Source organism: Nocardia sp. CC213A (assembly GCF_030766805.1).
GTDB lineage: Bacteria > Actinomycetota > Actinomycetes > Mycobacteriales > Mycobacteriaceae > Nocardia > Nocardia otitidiscaviarum.
Genome location: NZ_JASFXA010000036.1, coordinates 13,788 through 37,929 on the forward strand (window position 1 = coordinate 13,788; position 24,142 = coordinate 37,929).

The following is a 24,142-nucleotide window of genomic DNA, read 5'->3' on the forward strand; positions in this document are numbered from 1 at the left end:
GACAGGCCCGGCCGGTCTGTCCGCCTGCGGGTCTGGTCGGTCTGTCCGGCTGCGGGTCTGGTCGGTCTGTCCGCCTGTGGGTCTGGTCGATCTGCCCGCCCAGGTACCCGGCCGAACAGCCGCCGACGGTACTAGCTGAACAGCCCACCAAGTGCGCCGCCGCTCTGTCCGGCGTCCTGACCGCCGCCCGTGCCACCGATGAGGCCGCCAGGCGGCAGTTCGGACGGCTGCACGATGACGAAGCCGCGGCCGGAGAACGACAATGTCATACCCTCGCCGGTGCTGCGGCCGATGAGGCGGCCCAGGCCGAAGGAGTCGTTGCGCTTGACGCCGGTCTGGAGACTGGAGGACCACGCCACGGCGGCCTGGGGGTCGGCGTAGGTGGGCTGGTCGACCTGGAGTACGACCGGGGCGCCCTCGGTGGTGATGGCGATGCGCCCGCGTCCGGTGAAGACGCAGTTGAAGAATCCGGCATTGCTGGCGTAGCCCGCCGCGCCCTGCACCCGTTTGATGCTGTAGGACAGCGTCGGGTCGAAGGCGAGCACATTGGCCCCGTTGATGGTCAGCCCGTCGCTGCCGTCCAGGTCGATGATGTGCACGTCGGCGGCGGCATTGGCCAGGAACAGATCACCGCGCCCGGACACCTTCATGAGCGGTACGCCCTCACCGGTGAGGCGTTGTTGGATGGCGCGCCCGATACCGCCGGAGCCCAGCGCCTGGAACCGCAGCTCACCCTGGTAGGCGACCATGGATCCGGACCGCGCCAGCACTTCGCCATTGAGGCCGACCTTGATCATCTTGCTGCCCTGCTTCTGAATGCCGAGGCCGGTGGCCTCGGCGAAACCGGGGCTGAACAGATCGCTCTGCATGGGTTGTACTCCTCGGTGCGGTGCAGGCGTGGGGGACGGTTGGGCGGCCGCGGGAGCGTACCCGGGTGCGCTCGGCGGGCCGGGCGGCGGAGTGGTCGGTGGCGGTGGTGCCGGACGATGCTGCGCGGCAGCGGGATTCGGTGCGGGCGGCGGGGTATCCGGCTCGTCGTCGATATTCACCCCGAAGGCGGTGGCGATGCCGGCGAGCCCGTTGTCGTAGCCCTGTCCGACCGCGCGCACTTTCCATCCGTCACCGCGCCGGTAGATCTCCACGCACACCACGGCGGTCTCGGTGGACAGTCCGCCGACGGGGAAGGTCAAAGCCCCCGTGGACGATTGGATGGTGGCGGTCAGCGCGCCCGCACCGCCGAAGTTCGCCGGTCCGCGCCCGTCCAGGCTGGCGGTGACGACGACGGTGTCGACATCGGGCGGCAGCATGCCGGTGTGCACGTCCACCATGTCACCGCGGCCCTGCCCGTGGCGGTAGGTGACGCCCGGCCCGGCCGGTTGGTTGAAGAAGATGAAGTCGCCATCGGATCGCACCCGCCCGTCGGCCGCCAGCAGCAGGGCCGAGACGTCGACCGGCGCGTGGCAGGCCACCGTGACGGTCATGCGGTCGCCGGGTGCGGGACGGTTCTCGCCGCGAGCGAGTGTGGTCATCGCGGGCCGCCTCGAAGGTCCTGCATGGCATTCACGGTCTCCAGTCTGGCGTGACCACGCGTGCCGCGCCAGCAAGGTTGGCTCGGCGGGCGTGCCGTGGGACCGGGCCTTCTCCCGCAAGAGTAGACGTAACTGGTAATAACACCTATCATGCGGTGAGGCTCCGACGACGGTGTACGGGGCGCGACCAGACGAAGCGAGTACCTCAATGACGCGGCATGTCGACGTACTGATCATCGGCGCGGGCCTGTCCGGAATCGGCATGGCCTGCCACCTCGGCAAGGAGGGGACCGGGCGCAGCTATCTGATCCTGGAGCGCCGCACCGCCATCGGCGGCACCTGGGATCTGTTCCGCTACCCGGGCATTCGCTCCGATTCGGATATGTACACCTTCGGCTACGGATTCCGCCCGTGGATCGGCACCAAGGTACTCGCCGACGGCCCACACATCCGGCAGTACATCGAGGACACCGCCGCCGAATACGGCGTCACCGACCGCATCCGCTTCGGCCGCCGCGTGGTCGAGGCCAGCTGGGACAGTGCGGCCGAACTGTGGACGGTGCGGGCGCACGACGAGCGCACCGGTGAGACCGAGATCTACACCAGCAACTTCCTGATCGGCTGCACCGGCTACTACGACTACGACAACGGCTACCGGCCGACCTTCCCCGGTGAGGAGCGGTTCCAGGGCCCGATCGTGCATCCGCAGCACTGGCCCGAGGATCTGGACTACACCGGCAAGCGGGTGGTGGTCATCGGCAGCGGCGCGACCGCCATCACCCTCATTCCGTCCATGAGCGACACCGCCGGGCATGTGACCATGCTCCAGCGCTCGCCCACCTATATCGCCGCCCTGCCCGCCGACGATCCGGTCGCCCTGGGCATGAAGCTGGCGAAGGTGCCCGCCAAGCTCGCCTACAAGGTGGGCCGCGCCCGCAATATCGCCCTGCAGCGGGCCAGCTATCAGCTCTCGCGCACCAATCCGGCGCTCTCCCGCAAGCTCATGCTGGCGGCCGTGCGCGCCCAGGTCGGCCCCGGCATCGACATGCGCCACTTCACGCCCAGCTACGACCCGTGGGATCAGCGGCTGTGCGTGGTGCCCAACGGTGACCTGTTCCGGGTGCTGCGCAGCGGCAAGGCGTCCATCGTCACCGATCGCATCGACACCTTCACCGAAACCGGTATCCGGTTGGAGTCCGGTGACGAGATTCCCGCCGATATCGTCATCAGCGCCACCGGCCTGACCGTGCAGATGCTCGGCGGCGCGACGCTGACGGTGGACGGCGAGACCCTCGCCACCCGCGACCTGGTCGCCTACAAGGGCTCGTTGCTCGGCAATGTCCCCAACGCCATGGTGGTGCTCGGCTACACCAACGCCTCCTGGACCCTCAAGGCCGATCTCGCCGCCGAGTACTTCTGCCGCCTGCTGAACCATATGCGGGACAAGGGATTCACCAAGGTGGTCGCGGTACCGGAGGAGGGCGACAAGTCGGAGGCGTCGCTCATGGGCGGTGCGCTCACCTCCGGCTACATCCAGCGCGGCGACGGCGTCATGCCCCGGCAGGGCACCCGCGGTCCCTGGCTGGTCATCAACAACTACTTCCGCGACCGCGCGCTGCTGCGCAAGGGCGCGCTGGAGGACGGCGTGCTGCGCTTCACCCGTGGTGCCGCCCGGGACGTCGTGGCGGCCACGGCCGAATCCCGTTCCGCCTGATAGCACTTCGAGTCGACCTGATCGCACTTCGAGTCGACGGCCGCCGGGCGGGTTCCGGCGGCCGTTCGCTGTCGGTCACCGGTCGGCGGCGGCCCGGCGGGGGAGCAGGGTCAGCGCCACCGCCTGGATGGCCAGCACGGTACCCACCAGCGCCGTGATCGACACCTCGTACAGCAGGCCGGTGAGCGCGCCGCCCAGCGGCGCGGCCACTCCGCCGAGGGCGGCGTAGAGACCGTAGGCGGTGGCGCGGCGGTGCGGGGGAACCAGATCGGCGACCATGGCGCGCATGGTCGACTCCTGGATGCCGAGGGCCGCACCCCCACAGCAGCGCCCCGAGCAGCATCCACCGGATATCGGCGGCGAAGGCGAATGCCGTTGCCAGTGCGGCGAGTAGCGGCAGGGCGGTGAGCACCCGCGCGCCGACGCGGTCGTAGGTCCAGCCGACGGCCAGCGCGGTGAGGGCGTCGGCGACCATGGCGGCGGCGTACAGCACGGCGACGGCGGCCGTGGTCATGCCACCCGCGGTCACCAGGTGATACGAGAGCACGCCGAACGGTGGAATCGCGCATGGGGGTCTCCGCCTGTCGGTCTGCGCCGATCATGCCGCTGACGCGCGGGTCGTGGTAGCCGTCGCGGGCAATGGAAAAGATCTCTTGTTGATAACAAGGACTGATTCTGATACTCATGGTGGTCGTTCGGAACGCTCGGAAGGAACCGCGCCCATGCAGATCAGCGACCAGGTCGCCCTCGTCACCGGAGCCGCCTCGGGGCTCGGCCTGGCCACCGCGCGACGGGTGCTGGCCGAGGGCGGGCGCGTGGTGCTGTTCGATCTCGCGGACTCCGAGGGGGCGGCGGTGGCACGGGAACTGGGTGACGGCGCGGTCTTCGCGCCGGGGGATGTCACCGAGGAGGCCGACGTGGCGGCCGCGCTGGACGCCGCCGCGACGCTGGGTCCGCTACGCATGGTGGTGAACTGCGCCGGAATCGGGCTGCCGGGCCGAATTCTCACCGGGGACAGCGTGATTCCCGTGCACGCCTTCCAGGTGGTGGTCGACGTGAATCTGGTCGGGACCTTCAATGTGCTGCGGCTCGGGGCGCAGCGGATGGCGCGCCTGGCGGCCGTCGACGGTGAACGAGGGGTCATCGTCAACACCGCCTCGGTGGCCGCGTTCGACGGGCAGATCGGCCAGGCGGCGTACGCGGCCTCCAAGGCGGCGGTGGCCGGAATGACGCTGCCGCTGGCGCGCGATCTGGGTGAGCGGCAGATTCGGGTGGTCACCGTCGCGCCGGGCATGTTCGATACGCCGCTGCTGGCCGCGCTGTCCGAGCAGGCGCGGGAATCGCTGGGGCAGCAGGTCCCGCATCCGCGGCGGCTGGGTGATCCGGACGAGTTCGCCGCGCTGGTCGCGCATATCGTGAGCAATCCCATGCTCAATGGCGGAGTGATCCGGTTGGACGGCGGCATTCGCATGGCCGCCCGCTGAGCCGGCCACCCCGCTGAGCTGGCCTCTCAGCGCCGTGCCAGCTCGCATCCAGCAAATTCTCAGTTCACTGCGGCACGGTGGGTCGCGTGCGCTTACCGAGACATCGAACCATGACAGCCCTGGCCGTGGCGGCGACCGCCGCACTGCTTCCCGTCGCGGCGGCGGGACCCGCCCTCGCGGTCGACGCATCCGCCGCGGTGTCCCCGGCGGGCACCTCGGCGGACGGGTCGCGGATCGTCTCGGTGCGCACCGTCGACGACCGGCATCTGACCCTCCAGGTGTACTCGGCCGCCATGGACAAGAACATCGAGGTCGATGTGCAGCGGCCCGCCGACACCTCGGCCGCCGCGCCGACGCTCTACCTGCTCAACGGCGCGGGCGGCGGTGAGGACAGCGCCACCTGGAACAAGCAGACCGATGTGCTGGGCTTCCTGGCGGCCAAGGACGTCAATGTGGTGCAGCCGATCGGCGGCGGGTTCAGCTACTACACCGATTGGCGCGCACCGGATCCCGCGCTGGGCGTCAACAAGTGGAAGACCTTCCTCACCGAGGAGCTGCCGCCGCTCGTCGACCGTGCGCTGAACACCACCGGGCGCAATGCCATCGCCGGACTGTCCATGGCGGGCACCTCGGTGCTGCAACTGCCCATCGCGGCGCCGGGGCTGTACGGATCGGTGGCCTCCTACAGCGGCTGCGCGCAGATCAGCGATCCCATCGGCTACAACTTCGTCAATACCGTGGTGGCGGCGGGCGGCGGCGATGCGAAGAACATGTATGGCCCGCAGGGTGATCCGATGTGGGCCGCGAACGATCCCTACGTGCACGCCGATCAGCTGCGCGGGGTGAATCTGTTCATCTCCAGCGGGACCGGAATGCCCGGCCGCTACGACACGCTCGACGGACAGTTCGCGTTGCCCGGTCCGGGCGGGCTGGCCAATCAGGTGGTGGTCGGCGGCGGCCTCGAGGCCGCCACCGACTACTGCACGCGCAATCTCCAGGCCAGGCTGAACGAGCTGGGCATCCCGGCCACCTACGACTTCACCCCGACCGGCACCCACTCGTGGGGATACTGGCAGGACGCCCTGGAGAAGTCCTGGCCGGTGCTGGCGGCGGGACTGGGCCTGCCCGCCTGATCACGTCCGCAACAGCGCGAGCAGCGCTCGTCGCACCGCCGCCGCGGCCTCGTCCGGGGCGGCGCCGCGGCGTTCGATCAGGTGGTGGTGGACGGGCCAGGCCGCGGCCGCCTCGATCAGGTCGAGCAGCTGTTCGTCGCGGGTTCCGTCGCGGGTGAGTTCGGGTTCGAACACCCGCGCCAGTCCGTCGCGAATGCGAGTGTCGGCCAAGCGCATTCGATCGTCCACGGCGGCGACGGTGGGGGAGAGCAGTAGGCCGAGCACCCGGGGTTTGCGCTGCAGTGCGAAAACGGCCGCGCTCTGCCGCACCACCGCCTCCACCCGCTCCGACAGCGGCGCGCCCGGGTCCACCGTGGTGATGAGGGCCTCGACGCGCTCGGACTGTTCGTCGGTCAGGGCGACGAGCAGATCCTCCCGGGTCGGGAAGTGCACGAAGATACTGCGTTCGGAGACGCCCGCGCGTTCGGCGAGCGCCTTGGTGGTCGGGGTGAACTCACCCCGCTGGGCCGATTCGAGCAGGGCCGCGATGATCGCGGCCCGGGTCTGCTCCGGGTCGCGGCGGCGTCTGGCGCTGGTCGTCACGGTGTGAGTATATTGCAGTCTCACTGCAATAGCGAAGGGAGCAGTGATGGTCGACGACCACCGAGCCGACACCGACGACACCCGCCGCATCGGGCGCTTCGCGCTGTCCCGGCGCGGCGTACTGGGCGCGGGGGCCGCCGCGCTGATGGCGGCGGGTGCCGGGTCCGCGGCCACCGCCTGCGGCGACGACGCGCGGGCGAGCGCCGAGGAACGGCCCAGCCGGAATCCGGTCGACCCCAGCGACCACGTGCTCGCGCGCCAGCGGCAGGCGCGGGACACCTTGCCGTTCACCGACACCGCCGATTTCGCCGACGCCGACCGCGGCTTCCTGGCCGCGCCGGAATCCGGAGTGATCACCGACGCCGAGGGAAAGACGGTGTGGGACAGCGACTCCTACGACTTCCTGCAGGGCGGCTGCCCCAATTCGGTGCATCCGAGCCTGTGGCGGCAGGGGCAGCTGGTGGTCAAGCGCGGGCTCTACGAGGTGGTGCCGGGGATCTATCAGATCCGCGGGCTCGACCTGTCGAATATGACCATCGTGGAGGGCGATACCGGCATTGTGGTGATCGATCCCCTCATCTCGGTGGAGACCGCCGCGGCCGGGCTCGCGCTGTACCGCGCCCACCGGGGCGATCGGCCGGTCACCGGCCTGATCTACACCCATTCCCATGTCGACCACTTCGGCGGCGCGCAGGGCGTCGTCACCGTCGAGGACGTGCGCGCGGGCCGGGTGCCGGTGCTGGCGCCGCGCGGCTTCCTGGAACACGCGGTGGCGGAGAACGTCTACGCCGGAACGGCCATGGCGCGGCGCTCGGCCTACATGTACGGTGCGGCCCTGCCGCGCGGCGATCGAGGGCAGGTCGGGACCGGATTGGGCATGACGACCTCGGTCGGCACCGTGAGCCTGATTCCGCCGACCCGCGACATCACCCACACCGGGCAGGAGGAGACGATCGACGGTGTGCGGATCGTCTTCCAGATCACGCCCGGCACGGAAGCTCCCGCCGAGATGAACTTCTACTTCCCCGACCGGCGCGCACTCTGCATGGCGGAGAACGCGACCCACACCCTGCACAACATCGTCACGCTGCGCGGTGCCCTGGTGCGTGACGCACACGTCTGGGCCAAGTATCTGACCGAGGCCATCCAGCTGTTCGGGGGCAGGTCCGAGGTGGCCTTCGCCTCCCACCACTGGCCCACCTGGGGATCGGAGCGGATCGTGGAATGGCTGGGGCTGCAACGGGATACCTACGGCTACCTGCACGATCAGACCCTGCGGCTGCTGAATCGGGGGTACGTGGGCGCCGAGATCGCCGAGCTGATGACCATGCCGCCCGCTCTCGAAACCGCCTGGGCGAGTCACGGTTACTACGGCTCGGTCAGCCACAATGTGAAGGCCATCTACCAGCGGTACATGGGCTGGTTCGACGGCAATCCGGCGCATCTGTGGGAGCATCCGCCGGTCGAAGCCGCCACGCGGCACGTCGCCGCCATGGGTGGGGCCGATGGAGTGCTGCGGACCGCGCGGGCCGCCTACGCCGAGGGCGACTACCGCTGGGCGGCACAGGTGCTCGACTACCTCATCGTCGCCGAGCCGGAGCATGAGGCGGCGAAGATGTTGCAGGCCAGCACCTTCGAGCAGCTCGCGTACGGATCCGAGAACGGGCCCTGGCGCAACTTCTACCTATCCGGAGCATACGAACTGCGCAACGGTCCGTTCGGCACCCCGACCAAGGCCGATGCGGCGGGCGTGGCCGCGGCGCTCACCGTGGAGCAGGTGTTCGACGCCGTGGCCCTGCGCGTCGACGGTCCGAAGGCATGGGAGACGAGGCTGGTGACCGACTGGATGGTCACCGACGAGAACCGTACGCACCGCGCCGATCTGCGCAACGGCGTGCTCGTCCACTACGACACCGTCCCCGGTGAACCGGACAGCGTCCCCGCCGACGCCACCTTCACCCTCACCCGCGCCACGCTCGTCGGCGTGCTCACCGGTGCCGTGACCATGATCGATGCGGTGAAGTCCGGCGAGGTACGGGTCGCGGGCGATCCGCTGCGGCTCCAGCAGTTGCGGGACGTGCTCGATACGCCCGACCCGGAGTTCGCCATCGTCACGCCCTGAGTCGCGGTGCCGGGCCGACGGTGCGAGTTCAGGCCCCGTAACGCTGTCGGGCGCGCTCGACGATCGCGTCGAGGCGGGCGTGGTGCGCGCCCTTCCAGTACGGCTGACCGCAGTCCTCGCACTGGGCGAAGGTGTCGTAGGAGTGGTCGGTGTGCGCGGGCAGCAGCGCCCGCACCGACTCCCGATCCGTCTCGCGCAGCGGGCCGTTGCAGGTCGTACAGCGGGTCCAGGGGCACAGCGGCGGCGCGAAGCGGGACAGCACGTCGTCGAGCTGTTCAGCGGGACGGTGGCTGTAGACGTAAGCGCCCGCGAAGATTTCGCGTCGCCGCAGCAGACCGCGATCGCGGGACAGCAGGATGCGCTGCTCGGCGGCCGAGCGGGCGGCCAGCGCCGCGTCGCCGATATCCGGATTCTCGTAGGCGGCGTCCACGCCGAGCAGGCGGAGGCGGCGGGCCAGGGTGCCGAGGTGGATATCGAGCAGGAAGCGCGGGCTCGCGACGGGTTGGGGACGCCGCACCGCGCGCACTGTCACGGTCTGCCCGACGGTCGGAATGTGGGCTGTGGATGCCGGCGTGCCGTCGACCAGGAGCTCACCGACCTCGGTGAGCGGTACACCGAGCGATTCCACCACGTGCCCGAGCGTGGAGACGCCGTCCACGCGCGCCGTCGTCGGCGCGCCGCGCCGGCGGGCGGGCAGGAACGGTCCCAGTTCCGGCGCGAAGTCGACGGTTATCCCCGAGGTGTCCACGCGGTCAGCATGCCAGCGTGGCGGGGACGCGGCCACCGTATTGCGGCGATGCCGACGCGGGGTGCCGATGCCGACGCGGGTGGGTGGCGATGCCGACGCGGGTGGGTGGCGATGCCGACGCGGGGGTGCCGATGTCGACGCGGGTGGGTGGCGATGTCGACGCGGGTGGGTGCCGAGGCGAATGCGGTGGGTGCCGATGCAGAGGCGGTGGGTGCCGATCCCGATGCCGATGTCGCTGGTACCGATGGTGATACAGCCGGTGCTGACGCCGGATGGTGCCGGTGTCGGTTCTCTAGGCGGTTTCGAGGCGGGGCGGGGTCCCCCGCGGATGCCGGGTCGCGCGGTCGTACCGTCGGCGCGCGGGTGCGGATACGGACGGGGCGGGTTCGCGGTATCGCGAACCCGCCCCGGTGTGTGCCCGGTGTCGCCGGTTACGGCACCACCTCGACCAGATCCCCGATATTCAGGTAGTCGTAGAACGCGCGCGCCCCATCCCAGGTCATGCGGATGCAGCCGTGCGACTCCCGCTCGATCGGACCCACGTGGAAGGCGATGTCGCCGTTGTAGAAGATCGCGTAGTGCATGGGAGCGTGATGCATTGTGCTCCAGTGGAACTCCTTCTTGATGAAGACGCGCGTGGCGCCCGGCGGCGTCCGGTAGCCCGCCATACCGTGGGAGATCGGGGTCGGGCCGAAGGTCACCTTGCGATTGTCGATCAACCATGCCTCGTTCGTGGAGAGCCGAACGCAGGCGCGCGCCTCGGGAATCGTGCACGGGGCGGTGATCTCCGCCGGCGGCACGATCGCGGGGACGCCCGGGACGTCGGGCCCACCGGGCCACAGCGGCTCCGCCTGCGCGGGCGCCGCCAGGGCGAGTCCGGCGGAAGCGATGCCGAGATAGACGGCGCATCGCGTGGCCTGACCGATACTGCGGTTACTGCTCATGAAGTCCGTGACCTCTCTACCCGTGCCCCATCGCCCCGAGTGACGCCGGGCGGGGTGATGGGACCATCTCGTCGAGCATTACCACCTGGAGGTGTAGGGGTCATTCTTGCCTGAGCGCCCCGGGAAATGCGGGGAAAACACGCGGTGACGGTCGAATTCGGCGCACTAGCCGTCGTGTCGCCGCAGGAAGTCCACGATGCGCGGCACCACGATGTCGGCGTTGGCGAAGAACAGCCCGTGGCCCAGGCCGTCGAACACCTCGACCTCGGCGGCGGGCACCCGCTCGCGCAGGCGGCGGGCGGCGGCCTCGGCCGGGCGGACGAGCACCGATTCGCTTCCGAACACCCAGAGCGAGGGGATGGTGAACGATCCGAGTTCGGCGTCGGTGAGCACCGTCCCCCAGGGCAGCTGCCGCCGATAGCCGACCGACGCGCGCGCCGCGCGCACATCCAGCTCGGAGACCTCCACCCCGGGCATCAGCCACCGGTTCAGCCGCCGCATGTTCCGCTCCGTCGGCGCGACGGCGAAGCGCATGATCCGCAGCAGCACGCTCCAGCGGATCTTCAGCACGCCGCCGGTCTCCACCAGGGTGACGCTGGCCAGCCGCTTGGCATTGTGCAAGCTCGCCACGGCCGCCTGCCAGCCGCCGTCGGAGTACCCGAGCACATGCGCCCGGTCCACGCCGAGCCCGGCCAGCGTCTCGTCGAGCCAGGTGCCGAAATCGGCCGCCGCGGTGATGGGCGCGGTCTGCACGCTCTTGCCCGGGGTGCCGATGGTGTCCGGGGCGTAGACGACCCGGTCCGCGCTCAACCCCTCGATGACCGGGGCCCAGCCCGCGCCGTTGCCGCCGACGGGGTGCAGCAGGACCAGCGGGGTGGCGTCCCCGGAACCGAATCGGCTGATGTGGGTCGTCCCGAAGGAGGTTTCGACCCGCTGTTCGCCGAACGGGATCGGTGACCGCGCCGCCATCTCGTCGTACACCGCCAGATACGCCGCGCGTGCCCGGTCGTTCTTGAATCGTCCGATCTTGGCCATCGCCACCCCTTCATCGATTTTGATGATATGAACGTACCATAAAAATGGTATGGGCGTACCATGAAGTCTTTCCGGCTCGCACGAGAAGGGGTGGTAGCGGATATGCCTCGGTTGGTCGACCATGAGCAGCGGCGGCGGGAGATCACCGACGCCGTGCGTCGGGTGATCGCCGGACGCGGGCTGGAGGCCGCGACCTTCCAATCGGTGGCGGCCGAAGCCGGGATCTCGGTGCGCCTGGTGCAGTACTACTTCGGGACCAAGAGGGAGTTCCTGCTCGCCACCCACCGGGCGGTGGTCGAGGACGGCGGGAAGCGGTTCGCGGCGGCGCTGGAACAGCTGGCGGAAGGGGCCACACCGCGTGCGGCGACCCGGGCGATCCTGCTGTCGCTGCTGCCCATGGACGAGCGGCGGCGCGCGGACACCGTGGTGCTCGGGGCGTTCAACCAGGCCATGATGTCGGGGCGGGACATCGCCCTGGGCGATCTCGTGGGCGCGCCGAAGTTCCTGGTCGACCTGGTCGCCGCCCAACTGGAGCGCGCACTTCGGCTCGACCCCGATCTACCCGTCGACCCGGAGGTCGACGCGGCGGTGATCGTCATGGCCGTGGGCGGCCTCAGCCAAGGGTTGGCCGGGGGCTACCCGAATCGCGACGAAGCGGTGGTCCTCCTCGACCGGTTGTTGGACCGGTTCTTCGGCCCCGCGGACTGAGGGTTCCGCGACCTGAGCGGCACCGCGGCTATGAACCCGACGATCGGCCGGGCTGTTCCGCGTGCCCCGACGACTGGGGACGGACATCCGGGGCGGCCGTTGTCGGGGCGCGCGCCCTACTTGGGCGGCAGGGTGCGCGCGTAGGCCACCGAGCGCCCCACCCATTCCTCCAGTGCCGCATCGTCTTCCAGTGCGGCGGCGTCGACGCGGAGCCAGTTCCGCATCTCGCGTCCGCCCATCACCATGGTCGCGACGAAGTCGCGGCACAGCAGCTCCGTCGTCTCGGCCGGGTCCACCCGCGCCAGCAGTCCGCCCTGACCGCTGGCGGCGACCGCCATATTGCCGCTGACCATGAAACCGAGACCGCCGAACATCTTCCGTTCGGTCACATCCGGTAGTACGGGGCCGAGGGCGTCCCGTATCCGTTCCGCGAGTACCTCGTCATACGCCATACCGCATTGTGGACCGAGGCACCGACAGATGCGCGCGACCGCCGCGCACGGGGTGCGGGGCTCGGGTTTGCTCGGCGGTCGAAGGCGTCGGTGCCGACCGGTCGCACCTTGTGGCCGGTGGATGCCACCCGTCATGCTGAATCGGGTCCGAGTCCTGCGGCGTCGGTGTCACAGGACGCGATCAGGGGGTACTCGGTCATTGTGATAACCCCGCCGACGGTAGGTGTCGAAGAGGAATTGCTGCTGGTGGATCCGCGCACGGGTATACCCGTCGGCAGGAACGCCGACGTCGCCCGGACCGCCGCGGATCTCGGCATCGATCTGCAACTGGAGCTCACCCGCTGCCAGGTGGAGATCAACACCCGCGTGCACTCGACCACCTCGGAGCTGCTGCGGGAGCTGCGCGAGCTGCGGCGCGGGGTGTCGGCGTGCGCGGAGAAGAACGACGCGCTGCTGCTCGCGGTGGCGGTGCCGCCGACCGTGCCGCCGGACGAGCCGGTCACCGCCACGCCGCGGTACCGGCGCATCGCCGCGAATTTCGGCATGCTCGCCCATGAGCAGGGACTGTGCGGCTGCCATGTGCACGTGGCGGTCCCGGACCGCGAGGCTGCCCTGCGGGTGAGCGACTACCTGCGGCCCTGGCTGCCGCTGCTGCTGGCGCTCACCGCCAACTCGTCCGTGTATCACGGCCTCGACACCGAATACGCCAGTTGGCGCAGCGTGTTGTGGCGGCGCTGGCCCAGCGCGGGTGCGCCACCGCGTTTCGCCTCGGCCGCCGACTACGACGCCGCCGTGGCGAGGATGCTGTCGCTCGGCGTGATCCTGGACCGCAAGATGGTCTACTGGGATATCCGGCCCTCGGCCCGCTTTCCCACCGTCGAGATCCGCGTCAGCGATGTTCCGGCCACCGTCGAGGAGACCGCCCTGCTGGCGACTCTGATCCGGGCCGCCGTCATGACGGCACACCGCCACCTCGAGGCCGGGCGGTGCGCGCCCGCCGTCCCCGATGACGTGCTGCGCGCGGCCTACTGGTGGGCGGCCCGCTCGGGTCTGGACGGTGACGGCATCGATCCGGTGCACGGCCAGCCGTTTCCGATGCGGGAACTGTTGCGCCGCTTCGTCGATCACCTCGCGCCCGCGTTGGACGAGCTCGGCGACCGCGCCTTCGTCGACGAAACCGTTGCCGCCCTGGTGGATCGGGGCAACGGGGCGCGTCGTCAGCGCGCGGCCCTGCGCGTGCGCGGCGACCTCGGTGATGTGCTGGATGTACTGGCCGAGGCCACCCTGTCCACCTGCCGCTGACGAGAATTCGCGCGCGGCAGTGGATTCCACCGTGCCGCGGTCACCCCACCCCGGGGTCGAGTTCCCAGGTGATGCGGCTGCCGATGGCGGCCGCGTAGCGCTCCAGGGTGGAGATGCGCACATCCACCTGCCCGGCCTCCAGGCGTGCCACCGCGGATTGCGAGGTGTGCATGCGGGCGGCGATCTCGGTCTGCGACAGGCGCGCCGCCCGCCGCGCCGCCACCAGATCGGTGAGTAGTCGGCGGCGGTCGTCGGACATGCGCCGCAGCGCCGACTGCCCGGATCCGAGTAGCTCGATGCCTTCGGTCATATCATCCACGGTATCTCTGATATGAGATCGCGCACAGGCGATTTCACTGTCCGCGGCGCAACCAGTCACGCAGGTGCGGCGCTTCGTCCCCGATGGTGGTGGATTCTCCGTGCCCGGTGTGCACCACGGTGTCGTCGGGCAGGATGAGCAGCCGGTCCGCGATGGAGGTGACCAGGGTGGAGAAGTCCGAGTAGGAGCGGCCGGTGGCCCCGGGACCGCCGCGGAACAGCGTATCGCCGGTGAAGACCACGCCGAGGTCGGGAGCGTGGAAGCAGCACGCGCCCGGAGCGTGACCCGGGGTGTGCAACACCCGCAGCGCGGTCCCCGCCACCTCGATCACCGCGCCGTCGACGAGTTCGCCGTCGGGCATCCGGTCGGTGTGGGTGAGCCGCCACAGCACCAGGTCGTCCGGATGCAGCAGGATGGGAGCGCCTGTCTCCCGGGCCAATTCGGGCGCGACCCGAATATGGTCGTCGTGGGCGTGCGTGGCCAGGATGGCCGTCACGCGGCGATCGCCGACCAGTGCCAGGATGGCCGCCACATCGTGCGGCGCGTCGATGACGACGCATTCGTGGTCGTCGCCGACGACCCAGACATTGTTGTCGACATCGAAGGTCTGCCCGTCCAGGCTGAAGGTGCCCGAGGTGACGGTGTGGTCGATACGGGCCACTACAGCATCACCACCGAGCGCAGCACCTCGCCGCGGTGCATTCTGGTGAACGCCTCCTCCACGTCGTCGAGGGAGATCGTCTCCGAGACGAAGGCGTCCAGATCGAAGCGTCCCTGCTTGTACAGCTCGATCAGGTACGGGAAATCACGCGAGGGCAGGCAATCGCCGTACCAGGACGACTTCAACGATCCACCGCGGGAGAAGAAGTCGATGAGCGGCATCTCCAGCGTCATATCCGGGGTGGGTACGCCGACCAGTACCACGGTGCCCGCCAGGTCGCGGGCGTAGAACGCCTGCTTCCAGGTCTCGGGGCGGCCCACCGCGTCGATCACCACGTCCGCGCCGAAGCCGTCGGTCAACTCCCGAATCCGTTCCACCGCGTCCTCGGTGGCCGCGTCCACCGTGTGGGTCGCGCCGAAACCGGTGGCCCACTTGAGCTTCCGCTCGTCGATGTCGACCGCGATGACGGTGGTGGCCCCGGCCAGCCGCGCCCCCGCGACGGCCGCGTTGCCCACGCCGCCGCAGCCGATGACGGCCACGCTGTCGCCGCGGCCCACCGCACCGGTGTTCACCGCCGCGCCGAGCCCGGCCATCACACCGCAGCCGAGCAGTCCGGCCGCGGCCGGGGACGCCGTCGGGTCCACCTTGGTGCACTGGCCGCTGTGTACCAGTGTCTTCTCCGCGAACGCGCCGATGCCCAGGGCCGGGGTGAGCGGGGTGCCGTCGGTGAGCGTCATGGGTCGGTCGGCATTGAAGGTGGAGAAGCAGTACCACGGCTTGCCCTTGCGACAGGCGCGGCAGGTGCCGCACACCGCGCGCCAGTTGAGGATGACGAAATCGCCGGGTTCCACGTCGGTGACGCCCGCGCCCACGGATTCCACCACGCCCGCGGCCTCGTGACCGAGCAGGAAAGGGAATTCGTCGTTGATACCGCCCTCGCGGTAGTGCAGATCGGTGTGGCACACCCCGCATGCCTGCACCCGGACCACGGCTTCGCCCGGGCCGGGGTCCGGCACGACGATCTCGGTCACTTCCACGGGCGCGTTCTGCGAGCGTGCGATCACGCCGCGCACGGTCTGGGCCACGGAGCTTCCCTTCCTGTCACCTGATACGACTCACACCTTCGCATACTCGCATGAGTCCCTGTGACGGCCTGATCGTCGATCCGGCCGCATGGCACGAATTGTCATGCCTGGTCGGTAATTTCCTCCGGCCGCGGTGGTGGGACGGCGGTGGCGGCATCGATCTGCTCGCTGATGTAGCGCAGCAGCACGGTCACGATCGCGGCCACCGGCACCGCCAGGAAGGCACCGACGATGCCCCACAGCGAACCGCCCGCGGTGATCGCCAGCAGCACCACCACGGCGTGCATCCGCATGGTGCGGCTCTGCAGCACCGGTTGCAGCACATTGCCTTCCAGCTGCTGCACCACGATGATGATGGCCAGCACGATGAGCGCGGTGGGGACCCCCTTGGCGACCAGGGCGACCAGCACCGCCAGCGCGCCCGCCACGAACGCGCCCACGATCGGGATGAAGCCGCCCAGGAAGGTGAGCACGGTCAGCACCAGGGCCAGCGGGATGCCGAGGATCACCAGACCGGCGCCGATGAGCACCGCGTCGATCAGGCTGACCAACGCCTGGGTGCGGATGAATCCGCCCAGGGTGTCCCAGATCCGGGTCAGCACCTCCTCGATGTGGCGACCGCTGCGGCTGCCGGTGAGACCGTGCAGCCACGGCATCAACCGGGGGCCGTCCTTGACGAAGAAGAACGCCAGGACGAGCGTCAGGAACAGGGTGACGATGGCGGAGGTGGCCGTGCTGACGCCGGTGAAAACGCCGGTGGCGATGCGCTCGGCGCTGGACTGCAACCGGGACACGATCGCGTCCACGGCCGAATTCATCTGCTCCTCTTGGATATTCAGCGGCGGGCCGCGCAGCCAGTCGCGTACCCGGTTGACGCCCTCGGTGGCCTGATCGGCCAGCGCGGGGGCCTGGTCGGCCACCGACGGCACGAGGAGCGCGATGATGCCCGCCAGCACGCCGAGCAGTCCGAACACTGTGAGCGAGGCGGCCGCGGCGGGGGGCAAGCCGCGCCGGGTCAGCCAGCGCGTCGGCGGCCACAGCACGGTGGCGATCACCACCGCCAGCGTCATCGGCAGCACGGCCACCCACATCTTGGCGGTGATCCAACCCAGCACCCACGCGCCCGCCGCGATGGCGACCAGACACAGCGACCATTTGGCCAGCCACAGCACGCCCCGGCCGATCACATCCCCGCGATCGGGGGCCGAGGCCCTCGGCTCCGCGTCGGGGCAGCGGTCGGCGGTGGGTTCGCCGGTGTGCTCCGGTCGCTCGATGCGCTCGGTCGTGTCCTCGGATCGCTCGCTCATGCCGCCCCCGCGCTGGTGTTCGGCGGTGTCACGAGCGCGGGCTCGGCTGGGGTGCTTGATCGCTCGCTCATGCCGTCGAGTCTGACACGCGACCGGTCGGAATCGGCGGCGGCGCGAGGAGAACTCTCCCGCGAGCGGTGCAGATCACGCGCCCGAGGTTCCGGCCCGCCACCGGCGGTTCGGCCCGCCCGTCGAATGCTCGTCGCCCGGCGCGGTACCGACGCCGCGCGCGGTCGTTCCGGCTCGTCCGCGCAGTGTCACCGCAGGGCGACGGCGGCGGCCTCGGCAATGCTGTCGGCGATGGCCCGCAGTGTGGGGGAGTCGAGCCGCCACTGCTGCCAGTACAGCGGTACGTCGATCACGCCGCGCGGGTCGAAGGCGATCAGGCGGCCGGCCGCCAGATCGTCGGCGGCCTGGATATCGGGCATCATGCCCCAGCCCAGGCCCAGGCGGATGGCCGCACCGAAACCCGTCGAGGACGGAATGTAGTGGCAGGGCGGATCGAGGGGTTTGCGGCTGTGGCGGCGGATGAGCTTGTACTGCAGATCGTCCTTGCGGTCGAACTGCACCACCGGTGCCGCCGCGAACGCCTTGGCGGTGGGGCCGTCGGCGAACCAGGTCGCCACGAAGTCCGGGCTGGCCACCGGCCGGTACCGCATGGCTCCGAGGGGTTGCGCGATACAGCCCTGCACCGGGGTGGCGGTGGCGGTGACGGCGGCCATCACGGTGCCGTCGCGCAGCAGCCGGGTGGTGTGCTCCTCGTCCTCGCGATGGACCTCGAGGTAGACGCCCGCCCGCACGCGGCCCAGGGCGGGCATCACCCAGGTCTGCAGGGAATCGGCGTTGACCGCGATGGGAATCCGGATGGGCGGCGGCGCGGGATGCGCGGCGTCACCGGGTTCGCGGGCCGCGTCGCCGAGTTCGCGCGCGGTGTCACCGGCGAGCAGTTCGATCTGGCGGGCCAGGCGCAGCATGGCGAGTCCGGATTCGGTGGGCTGCACCGGTTTCGTGCGCCGCAGCAGGATGCGCCCGGCCGCGTCCTCCAGCGCCTTGATGCGCTGGCTCACCGCGGACGGGGTGACGTGCAGGCGGCGGGCGGCGGCCTCGAAGGTGCCCTCGGTGACGGCCGCGTCGAGTGCGCGCAGCTGGTCCAGTTGCAGATCCATGATTAGAGATTTTAATGATACGCAAGAATACTTAGCTGGTCTGATGATTGCTGGCTGGCTACCGTCGGGGAATGTGAACGCTTCATCGGCGGCGGTGGCCGCACTCTCGGGTCTCGGTTTCGGGCTGTCGCTCATCGTGGCGATCGGCGCGCAGAACGCGTTCATCCTCCGACAGGGCATTCGCCGGGAGCACGTGCTCGTGGTGGTGTCGGTGGCGGCGCTGTCGGATATCGCGCTGATCGCCGCGGGCGTCGGCGGGGTGGGCGCGCTGGTGCAGTCCGCGCCCGGGGTGCTGACCGTACTGCGCTACGCGGGGGCGATCTTCCTGCTCGGCTATGCGGCGCTCGCCGCGCGGCGCGCCCTGACCGGCGGCTCGCTGGTCGGCGACGCCACCGGCAATTCCATGGCGCTCGGCGCGGCGGTGGCCACCTGCCTCGCCGTCACCTGGCTCAATCCGCACGCCTATCTCGACACCGTGGTGCTGCTCGGTTCCTACGCGAGTCATTTCGCCACACCCGATCGCTGGTTCCTTGCCGCGGGGGCGATGCTGGGCAGCCTGCTGTGGTTCTTCGCTCTCGGCTTCGGAGCGCGGTATCTGGCCCCGCTGTTCGCCCGCAAAACCGCCTGGCGTGTACTGGATTCGGTGATCGCCCTGGTGATGGCGGGACTGGCGGTGGGGCTGCTGCTGAGCTAGCCGCCCGGCCCCGGTCGCTGGCGTGATGCTGGTCCTTACGGGTGATTGCCGCGGTCCGGCGCGGTGCGGAGGCGACCTGTGGCAGACTCGGGCGACAGATGCGCGCCCGGTCGCGGGTCGGCCGGACGCGGAGGTGATGCGGGAGTTGGGATCGCGATGGATCTGAGCGCCATCGAGCGTCGGGTGGCAGCGGATCGGCGGGAGGCCGCGGACCGATCGGCGGAAGCCGAACTGCGACTGGCGGACTCGCTGTACGAACTCGCCACGGCGCTGCTCGCCACGAAGAACGACGAGTCGGTGCGGGACCGATCGCCCGGTGCGCTGGAACCGGCGCAGGAGGCGGTGCACATCCGTTTGCGCTGGCTCACCGCCGGGCGGGTCGACGCGCGTTTCGCGGGCAAGGTGCAGGACGCGCTGCGGCTGTTCGAACAGGCCGCGCGCACCATCGGGCATCGGCAGTTGGCCACGCACACCATTCGTGACGCCTGCAATGCGTATCGCTATGTGGCGCAGACCTATCCGAACGCGGCGGCGGCGTGCGCGGACTCGCTGTCCAAATGCGGTGTGTGGCTGTGTCGGCTCGATCCGGACGCCGCCGTGGCCGCCGGATCCGACGCGGTGCGGATTCGGGCGGCGCTGTTCGCCCAGGATTCCGAGCAGGCCGGTCGGTATCTCGCGAGTCTGGATATGGTGCTGCGCACCTATATGGTCGGACGGCAGCGCAAACCGGCGCTGGCCATGTACCGCGAGCTCTACACCGCGGTGACCTCCCCGGCCATGACCGCCCGGCTGCGCGAGATGCGGATCGAGGAAATCGGCTTCACCAGCAAGACCGTCACGGCGCTGACCAAACTGGACGCGCTCACCCTGGATCGCGCGGGCTACCTCACCCAGCAGCAGATCCTCTACCAGACCTCCGGTGACCTCGCCACCATCGAGGAGATCAACTGGAAGCTGGCTCTAGTGGGGCTGAAACCCCTTGCGCCCGGGGCGCTTCCGGACCTGCCGTCGAAACCGGTGGAGATCGCCGACTCCTTCGGCGCGCTGAGCGTGCGCTGCTCCGACGGCGACGCTCTCGAGCAGGTGCGGGCCGCGGTGCTGGCCGCCTACACCGCCGACGGCGCCCACGTCGTCGACTCCACCGCCTTCCTCGGCGTCAGTCAGCAGCACTGGAGTATTCCCGAGCCGCGATCGAATCCGGAGCAGACCCTCGGCGACGATGTGGTGCTGCTGGAACGCAGCTCCGAGCACTGGATTTCGGTCAAGAGCCTGAAATGGGAGGTCGCGCCGGTCGGACGGCATCCACTGGCGCTGCGGCTGTCCAAGTACTGGCCGGTGGTGAGCGTGACCACCACCGAGAATCTCGCCTACGAGCTGTGCTGGTACGACGACGGCGCGGCCACGCAATACGCCGCCCTCGGTCGCCCGGCCGGTCCGGCAACGCTCGACACCCCTTTGGCTCCTGTGAATTTCGCAGCCCTGGCCGAATACGGCGCGGACTACGCCTCCGAGACACAGGTGCGCGCGGCCTTCGGCAACACCCCGATGTTCGCCAAGCTCACGCGGCTGCCCGCCAGTGGCATCCGCCAAGCCGCCGAGGCCGGACCGCTCACCGATTACGGCGACCACATCCTGTACTTCCGCCGCGACCGCTGACCACGTAGTGATCGGGCGTTCAGCGCCCGCGGGTCGCGGTCGCCGGAGTGCGGCGCTGGTCACCGCGCTCGCCCGGCCGCAACCGGTTGGTCTTCATTCCGCGGAACAGTGATGTGGATCACGTTCTGGTCGTACCCTGTTTCACACCACGAATCGCCGTGGCCAGAAAGGGATACGGATCATGAGCACGACCCCCACCGCCGTCCCCCCGTCACCGCCCGCCGCGGAACCGACCCCGACCCTCGTCACCGGGCTGTGGCGGCGGAAGCTACCGCACTATCCCGACACCGGGCCCCGGTACTGGTACCTGGCCGTCGTGGTCGTCACCTCGGTGGTGCTGTACTACCAGCTGTTCGTGGCGGGCGCGGTGGGCAACGAACTCATCGCCTACTTCGGTCTGACCTTCCGCTACTTCGTCGGAATCTTCATCATCGGAGCCGCTTTCGGCGCGGTGGCCTCGGTGGTGGCCGGGATCATCGACCGCTGGGGCCGCGCGAACATCGTCGCCTGGGGCGCGATCATCTGCACCCTGCTCACCCTGTTCGCCGTGCCCGCGACCACCACCCGGGAATCCTTCCTGGTGGTCTACACGCTGGTCAGCATTGTCGAGGGTGCGGTGCTGGTGGCCACTCCCGCGCTGGTGCGCGACTTCTCCCCGCAGTTGGATCGCGCCTCCGCCATGGGATTCTGGACACTCGGGCCGGTGCTCGGCGCGCTGCTCACCACTCAGATCTCCTCCCGCACCCTGGACGCGCATCCGGACTGGCAGTACCACTACCGACTGTGCGGGGTGATCAGCCTGGTCGTCGCGGTGGCGGCGCTCATCTGGCTGCGGGAGCTCAGTCCGGCGCTGCGCGACCAGATCATGGTGAGCCTGCGGGACCGCGCGCTGGTGGAGGCGCGGGCGCGCGGGCTCGATGTGCAAGGGCTGGAACGCAATCAGTGGAAGCAGATGATGCGCGTGGACATCCTCGGCTCGGCCCTGGCCATCGCGCTGTTCCTGGCGTTCTTCTACACCATCATCTCGTTCCTGCCGGTGTACATGGCCACGAACTTCGGCTTCACCCCGGCGCGGGCCAACGCGCTGGGCAACTGGTACTGGATCGCCAGCGGCGTCGCACTGGTGGGGACCGGCATCATCTCCGACCGGATGAAGGTGCGCAAACCGTTCATGCTCATCGGGGCCGTGGTGAGCATTGTCGGGCTGTTCATGTTCATCCAGCTCACCGATATCGCGGGCACCGACTACTACACCTTCGCCCTGGTCATGGTGGTCATCGCGGTCGGCACCGGCATCGCCTACTCGACCTGGATGGCCGGATTCACCGAGACGGTGGAGAAGGTGAATCCGGCCGCCACGGCGGTGGGACTCGCGGTGTGGGGCGGCATCCTGCGCACGGTGGTCACCTTCGTCCTGCTCGGGCTGCTGTTCGTGGTGACCGCGGCGGGCACCCTGGTCAACCACGGGCCGCGTTTGCAGGAGATCCAGCAGCGCCACAGCGCCGAGATCGCCACCATCCAGACCGTCGGGGCCGACACCATGGCCGAACTCGGCCGTGATCCGGACGATATGGACGCCCAGGTGCGGGCGCTGACCGCACTCACCCGAGCCGACGCAGAGGAGATCGAGACCGCCCTCACGCTCAATGCCGAGTTCCCACAGGAGCTGGCGACGCTGCAGGCGGTCGACACCGCCACGCTCACCGCCGTTTTCGTCGATCCGGACGATACCGCGGCGCGGCAGTCCGCGGTGGAGCAGATCGCCCGCGAGTTCGGCATCCCCGCCGAGCAGGCCGCCGCCAGACTGGTTGCGGCACAGCGGGTGCCGCCGACCGATCTGGCCGTCGCCAGCCGGGTGGGGCCGCAGTTGACCGCGGCGAGCGCGGCATTGCAGGCCGTCGCGGACATTCCCGAGGAAGACCGGGACTACCTGGCCGAACACGGCACCGAGGTGCAGCAGGCCCGTGCGGATTCGCCGGAACAGTGGGAGACCTGGTGGTGGATCTGCCTGGTGGCGCAGGTGATCTTCATTCCGTTCGTATTCCTCATGTCCGGCCACTGGAGTCCCCGGCGCGCCGCCGAGGAGGCCGCCGAACACGACGAGCGAGTGCGGCGGGAACTCGAGGCGATGGGGCAGCGGTAGCGCCAGCCAGAAGTGGCCACACCCATCGGCAACACCCCGATGTCCGCGAAGCTCACACCGCCGCCCGCCAGCCGCATTCGCCAGGCCGCCCAGGGCGGCCAATTCGGTTGTGGTGCAGGTGAACCCCACGGCGGGGTTGCGAGTCCGGACCGTGGGGCCACCCTCTTACCCGCTCCGCCGACGCGCGGACACACCGGAGTGAGCGGGAAGCCTCACCGGTCGTCGGCGGGAATGTGCTGCCACAGCCGCGCGAACCCGCACACGGACGGGTCGCAATCCCGGTGCAGGGACGTCACTGTCGCCTCCTCGAACGATCGAACCGTCATCGGGTCCAGGTCGCAGTCCGCCAACTCGACCGTGCGGGGGTGTGCCTATGGTTTTCGTCAACTCGTCGGTGCGGCGCAGGCGGTGTGATTCCGATACGTTGGTTTGCGGTGGGAGCAATCGGGCGGGAGGTCGCGGCATAGGCTGGATGTTCTGGGTTCTGGGACTGATCGTCGGAGCAATCACTGTTGATCGTGTTGCGGTCTGGATGGAAGGACGAGGCTGGATCTACTGGCGTCACCGGCCCAAGAATGCCGGAGTCGGCGCGAGCGTCCTCGGCCAAATGGAGTCGCTGTTGTCGCCGTCGTATCGGCATGTCGTAGAAGAAGATCAGGCCAGAAGAGTGCTGCGAATCGACCAGGCCGCTGGTGACGGCAATGGGCCCGCTGTGATCGTGGTGCGCGGCGATCGGGATCATTCCCGCTAGGCAACCGTGGTGGACGCAGGCGAATGTCGGTAGGGCTGTTTGGTTTTCAGCGGCGACGCGACCAGCCGCTCGAGTAGTGGTCTTGCGGTGACATCCGAGCGCGTCGGCGGCAACGGGCGCGGGTAGTTCGAGAGCATGCTGCTGCAGTGAGGTGATCTCGGGGCAGCCCCTCGGTAGGTTGGCGGCGGTGTGACCGTGTGGTCTTGTCGGGCTGCGGTCGGTGTGGGGTGGGGGTGCGCCGTTCTGGCGGGCATCGTTCGTGCTGGCCTTCGGATCGAGCACTGACGACCCGCCGAAACCGTCTCGATCCCCACACTGAAAATGTCGATACCACATGGCTATCACCGTTCTGCCACAACAGAATTCACGATAGAATAGGGGCATGAATCCGGAGGGGGACATAGCAGGCGGTGACAGTGCGGCCGGGTTGTCGGCCGCGATGGACACCCTGCTCGCGACCGACCTCACCGGACTGTCGGATTCCGATCTCGTGGCTGTGATGCGGGAAGTCGAGTCGGTGCGGTGTCGGATGGCGGCACTGTCGCATCGGATGATCGCCGAGATCGAGGACCGGCATCTGTGGCAACGCGCCGGAGCCAAGGGCACA

At 69.4% G+C, this 24,142-nt stretch carries 22 protein-coding genes and 1 pseudogene; 11 read left to right on the plus strand and 12 right to left on the minus strand.

Features of this window, described 5'->3' with window-relative positions:
• Positions 1–131: 131 nt before the first annotated feature.
• Complete coding sequence (locus QJS31_RS36575; RefSeq protein ID WP_282784465.1) at positions 132–1,529, minus strand: AIM24 family protein; 1,398 nt, start codon at positions 1,527–1,529, stop codon at positions 132–134.
• A gap of 208 nt (positions 1,530–1,737) precedes the next feature.
• Here QJS31_RS36575 and QJS31_RS36580 point away from each other — a divergent pair, with 208 nt between their 5' ends.
• The gene (locus QJS31_RS36580) at positions 1,738–3,243 is read left to right on the plus strand and encodes an NAD(P)/FAD-dependent oxidoreductase (RefSeq protein WP_306358946.1); all 1,506 of its coding nucleotides are present in this window, start codon (positions 1,738–1,740) and stop codon (positions 3,241–3,243) included.
• Between the two features lie 75 nt (positions 3,244–3,318).
• Here QJS31_RS36580 and QJS31_RS36585 read toward each other — a convergent pair whose 3' ends face one another.
• Positions 3,319–3,531, minus strand: coding sequence for a hypothetical protein (locus tag QJS31_RS36585; RefSeq protein WP_282784461.1), 213 nt, complete (start codon positions 3,529–3,531; stop codon positions 3,319–3,321).
• Positions 3,532–3,965: 434 nt separating this feature from the next.
• On the opposite strand from QJS31_RS36585, the gene QJS31_RS36590 reads away from it, so the two are divergent.
• Together QJS31_RS36590 and QJS31_RS36595 are read left to right on the plus strand one after the other, a co-directional pair.
• The gene (locus QJS31_RS36590) at positions 3,966–4,727 is read left to right on the plus strand and encodes an SDR family NAD(P)-dependent oxidoreductase (protein ID WP_306358947.1); all 762 of its coding nucleotides are present in this window, start codon (positions 3,966–3,968) and stop codon (positions 4,725–4,727) included.
• 110 nt (positions 4,728–4,837) lie between these two features.
• Positions 4,838–5,860, plus strand: coding sequence for an alpha/beta hydrolase family protein (locus QJS31_RS36595; RefSeq protein WP_306358948.1), 1,023 nt, complete (start codon positions 4,838–4,840; stop codon positions 5,858–5,860).
• Here the strand turns inward: QJS31_RS36595 and QJS31_RS36600 are convergent, their stop codons facing one another.
• Positions 5,861–6,442, minus strand: coding sequence for a TetR/AcrR family transcriptional regulator (locus QJS31_RS36600; RefSeq protein WP_306358949.1), 582 nt, complete (start codon positions 6,440–6,442; stop codon positions 5,861–5,863). It abuts the gene before it with no gap.
• A gap of 46 nt (positions 6,443–6,488) precedes the next feature.
• Between QJS31_RS36600 and QJS31_RS36605 the strand changes: the two genes are divergently transcribed.
• Positions 6,489–8,564: an alkyl/aryl-sulfatase gene (locus tag QJS31_RS36605; protein WP_306358950.1), complete on the plus strand. Its 2,076-nt coding sequence runs from the start codon at positions 6,489–6,491 to the stop codon at positions 8,562–8,564.
• Positions 8,565–8,592: 28 nt separating this feature from the next.
• Here the strand turns inward: QJS31_RS36605 and QJS31_RS36610 are convergent, their stop codons facing one another.
• From QJS31_RS36610 to QJS31_RS36620, 3 genes are all read right to left on the minus strand, one after another.
• Positions 8,593–9,312, minus strand: a complete 720-nt coding sequence (locus QJS31_RS36610) for a Mut7-C RNAse domain-containing protein (protein ID WP_282786276.1) — start codon at positions 9,310–9,312, stop codon at positions 8,593–8,595.
• 431 nt (positions 9,313–9,743) lie between these two features.
• Positions 9,744–10,256: a L,D-transpeptidase gene (locus tag QJS31_RS36615; RefSeq protein ID WP_051037962.1), complete on the minus strand. Its 513-nt coding sequence runs from the start codon at positions 10,254–10,256 to the stop codon at positions 9,744–9,746.
• Between the two features lie 165 nt (positions 10,257–10,421).
• The gene (locus QJS31_RS36620; protein ID WP_282782236.1) at positions 10,422–11,291 is read right to left on the minus strand and encodes an alpha/beta fold hydrolase; all 870 of its coding nucleotides are present in this window, start codon (positions 11,289–11,291) and stop codon (positions 10,422–10,424) included.
• Between the two features lie 102 nt (positions 11,292–11,393).
• Here QJS31_RS36620 and QJS31_RS36625 point away from each other — a divergent pair, with 102 nt between their 5' ends.
• A complete protein-coding gene (locus QJS31_RS36625; protein WP_282782234.1) occupies positions 11,394–11,999 on the plus strand; it encodes a TetR/AcrR family transcriptional regulator in 606 nt (201 codons plus the stop codon).
• 116 nt (positions 12,000–12,115) lie between these two features.
• Here the strand turns inward: QJS31_RS36625 and QJS31_RS36630 are convergent, their stop codons facing one another.
• Positions 12,116–12,451, minus strand: coding sequence for a TfoX/Sxy family protein (locus QJS31_RS36630; protein ID WP_282782232.1), 336 nt, complete (start codon positions 12,449–12,451; stop codon positions 12,116–12,118).
• Between the two features lie 201 nt (positions 12,452–12,652).
• Between QJS31_RS36630 and QJS31_RS36635 the strand changes: the two genes are divergently transcribed.
• Positions 12,653–13,753 (plus strand): glutamate--cysteine ligase, encoded by a 1,101-nt coding sequence (locus QJS31_RS36635; protein WP_306358951.1) that lies wholly within the window; start codon positions 12,653–12,655, stop codon positions 13,751–13,753.
• A 40-nt stretch (positions 13,754–13,793) separates the two neighbouring features.
• Here the strand turns inward: QJS31_RS36635 and QJS31_RS36640 are convergent, their stop codons facing one another.
• The 5 genes from QJS31_RS36640 to QJS31_RS36660 form a co-directional block, all read right to left on the minus strand.
• Complete coding sequence (locus QJS31_RS36640; RefSeq protein ID WP_282782228.1) at positions 13,794–14,063, minus strand: helix-turn-helix domain-containing protein; 270 nt, start codon at positions 14,061–14,063, stop codon at positions 13,794–13,796.
• 43 nt (positions 14,064–14,106) lie between these two features.
• A complete protein-coding gene (locus tag QJS31_RS36645) occupies positions 14,107–14,733 on the minus strand; it encodes an MBL fold metallo-hydrolase (RefSeq protein WP_195145539.1) in 627 nt (208 codons plus the stop codon).
• Complete coding sequence (locus QJS31_RS36650; protein ID WP_306358952.1) at positions 14,733–15,818, minus strand: S-(hydroxymethyl)mycothiol dehydrogenase; 1,086 nt, start codon at positions 15,816–15,818, stop codon at positions 14,733–14,735. The genes QJS31_RS36645 and QJS31_RS36650 overlap by 1 nt, the downstream gene beginning before the upstream one ends.
• Positions 15,819–15,919: 101 nt before the next feature.
• Complete coding sequence (locus QJS31_RS36655) at positions 15,920–17,125, minus strand: AI-2E family transporter (protein ID WP_306358953.1); 1,206 nt, start codon at positions 17,123–17,125, stop codon at positions 15,920–15,922.
• Between the two features lie 257 nt (positions 17,126–17,382).
• The gene (locus QJS31_RS36660; RefSeq protein ID WP_029932262.1) at positions 17,383–18,291 is read right to left on the minus strand and encodes a LysR family transcriptional regulator ArgP; all 909 of its coding nucleotides are present in this window, start codon (positions 18,289–18,291) and stop codon (positions 17,383–17,385) included.
• Between the two features lie 73 nt (positions 18,292–18,364).
• Here QJS31_RS36660 and QJS31_RS36665 point away from each other — a divergent pair, with 73 nt between their 5' ends.
• The 5 genes and pseudogenes from QJS31_RS36665 to QJS31_RS36685 form a co-directional block, all read left to right on the plus strand.
• On the plus strand, positions 18,365–18,985 hold the full coding sequence (locus tag QJS31_RS36665; RefSeq protein ID WP_282782219.1) for a LysE/ArgO family amino acid transporter: 621 nt from the start codon (positions 18,365–18,367) through the stop codon (positions 18,983–18,985).
• 156 nt (positions 18,986–19,141) lie between these two features.
• On the plus strand, positions 19,142–20,641 hold the full coding sequence (locus QJS31_RS36670; protein WP_282782217.1) for a hypothetical protein: 1,500 nt from the start codon (positions 19,142–19,144) through the stop codon (positions 20,639–20,641).
• A gap of 181 nt (positions 20,642–20,822) precedes the next feature.
• The gene (locus QJS31_RS36675) at positions 20,823–22,784 is read left to right on the plus strand and encodes an MFS transporter (RefSeq protein WP_282782215.1); all 1,962 of its coding nucleotides are present in this window, start codon (positions 20,823–20,825) and stop codon (positions 22,782–22,784) included.
• Between the two features lie 373 nt (positions 22,785–23,157).
• Entirely contained in the window at positions 23,158–23,535 is a 378-nt protein-coding gene (locus QJS31_RS36680) for a hypothetical protein (RefSeq protein ID WP_306358954.1), read from the plus strand.
• A gap of 382 nt (positions 23,536–23,917) precedes the next feature.
• A pseudogene (locus tag QJS31_RS36685) lies at positions 23,918–24,142 on the plus strand (hypothetical protein); the annotation flags it as partial.

Coding starts and splice junctions, on each gene's coding strand:
- QJS31_RS36575 (WP_282784465.1), bottom strand. CDS start 1,529: ATGACCACACTCGCTCGCGGCGAGAACCGTCCCGCACCCGGCGACCGC.
- QJS31_RS36580 (WP_306358946.1), top strand. CDS start 1,738: ATGACGCGGCATGTCGACGTACTGATCATCGGCGCGGGCCTGTCCGGA.
- QJS31_RS36585 (WP_282784461.1), bottom strand. CDS start 3,531: ATGCGCGCCATGGTCGCCGATCTGGTTCCCCCGCACCGCCGCGCCACC.
- QJS31_RS36590 (WP_306358947.1), top strand. CDS start 3,966: ATGCAGATCAGCGACCAGGTCGCCCTCGTCACCGGAGCCGCCTCGGGG.
- QJS31_RS36595 (WP_306358948.1), top strand. CDS start 4,838: ATGACAGCCCTGGCCGTGGCGGCGACCGCCGCACTGCTTCCCGTCGCG.
- QJS31_RS36605 (WP_306358950.1), top strand. CDS start 6,489: ATGGTCGACGACCACCGAGCCGACACCGACGACACCCGCCGCATCGGG.
- QJS31_RS36615 (WP_051037962.1), bottom strand. CDS start 10,256: ATGAGCAGTAACCGCAGTATCGGTCAGGCCACGCGATGCGCCGTCTAT.
- QJS31_RS36620 (WP_282782236.1), bottom strand. CDS start 11,291: ATGGCCAAGATCGGACGATTCAAGAACGACCGGGCACGCGCGGCGTAT.
- QJS31_RS36625 (WP_282782234.1), top strand. CDS start 11,394: ATGCCTCGGTTGGTCGACCATGAGCAGCGGCGGCGGGAGATCACCGAC.
- QJS31_RS36630 (WP_282782232.1), bottom strand. CDS start 12,451: ATGGCGTATGACGAGGTACTCGCGGAACGGATACGGGACGCCCTCGGC.
- QJS31_RS36640 (WP_282782228.1), bottom strand. CDS start 14,063: ATGACCGAAGGCATCGAGCTACTCGGATCCGGGCAGTCGGCGCTGCGG.
- QJS31_RS36655 (WP_306358953.1), bottom strand. CDS start 17,125: ATGAGCGAGCGATCCGAGGACACGACCGAGCGCATCGAGCGACCGGAG.
- QJS31_RS36660 (WP_029932262.1), bottom strand. CDS start 18,291: ATGGATCTGCAACTGGACCAGCTGCGCGCACTCGACGCGGCCGTCACC.
- QJS31_RS36670 (WP_282782217.1), top strand. CDS start 19,142: ATGGATCTGAGCGCCATCGAGCGTCGGGTGGCAGCGGATCGGCGGGAG.
- QJS31_RS36675 (WP_282782215.1), top strand. CDS start 20,823: ATGAGCACGACCCCCACCGCCGTCCCCCCGTCACCGCCCGCCGCGGAA.
- QJS31_RS36680 (WP_306358954.1), top strand. CDS start 23,158: ATGGTTTTCGTCAACTCGTCGGTGCGGCGCAGGCGGTGTGATTCCGAT.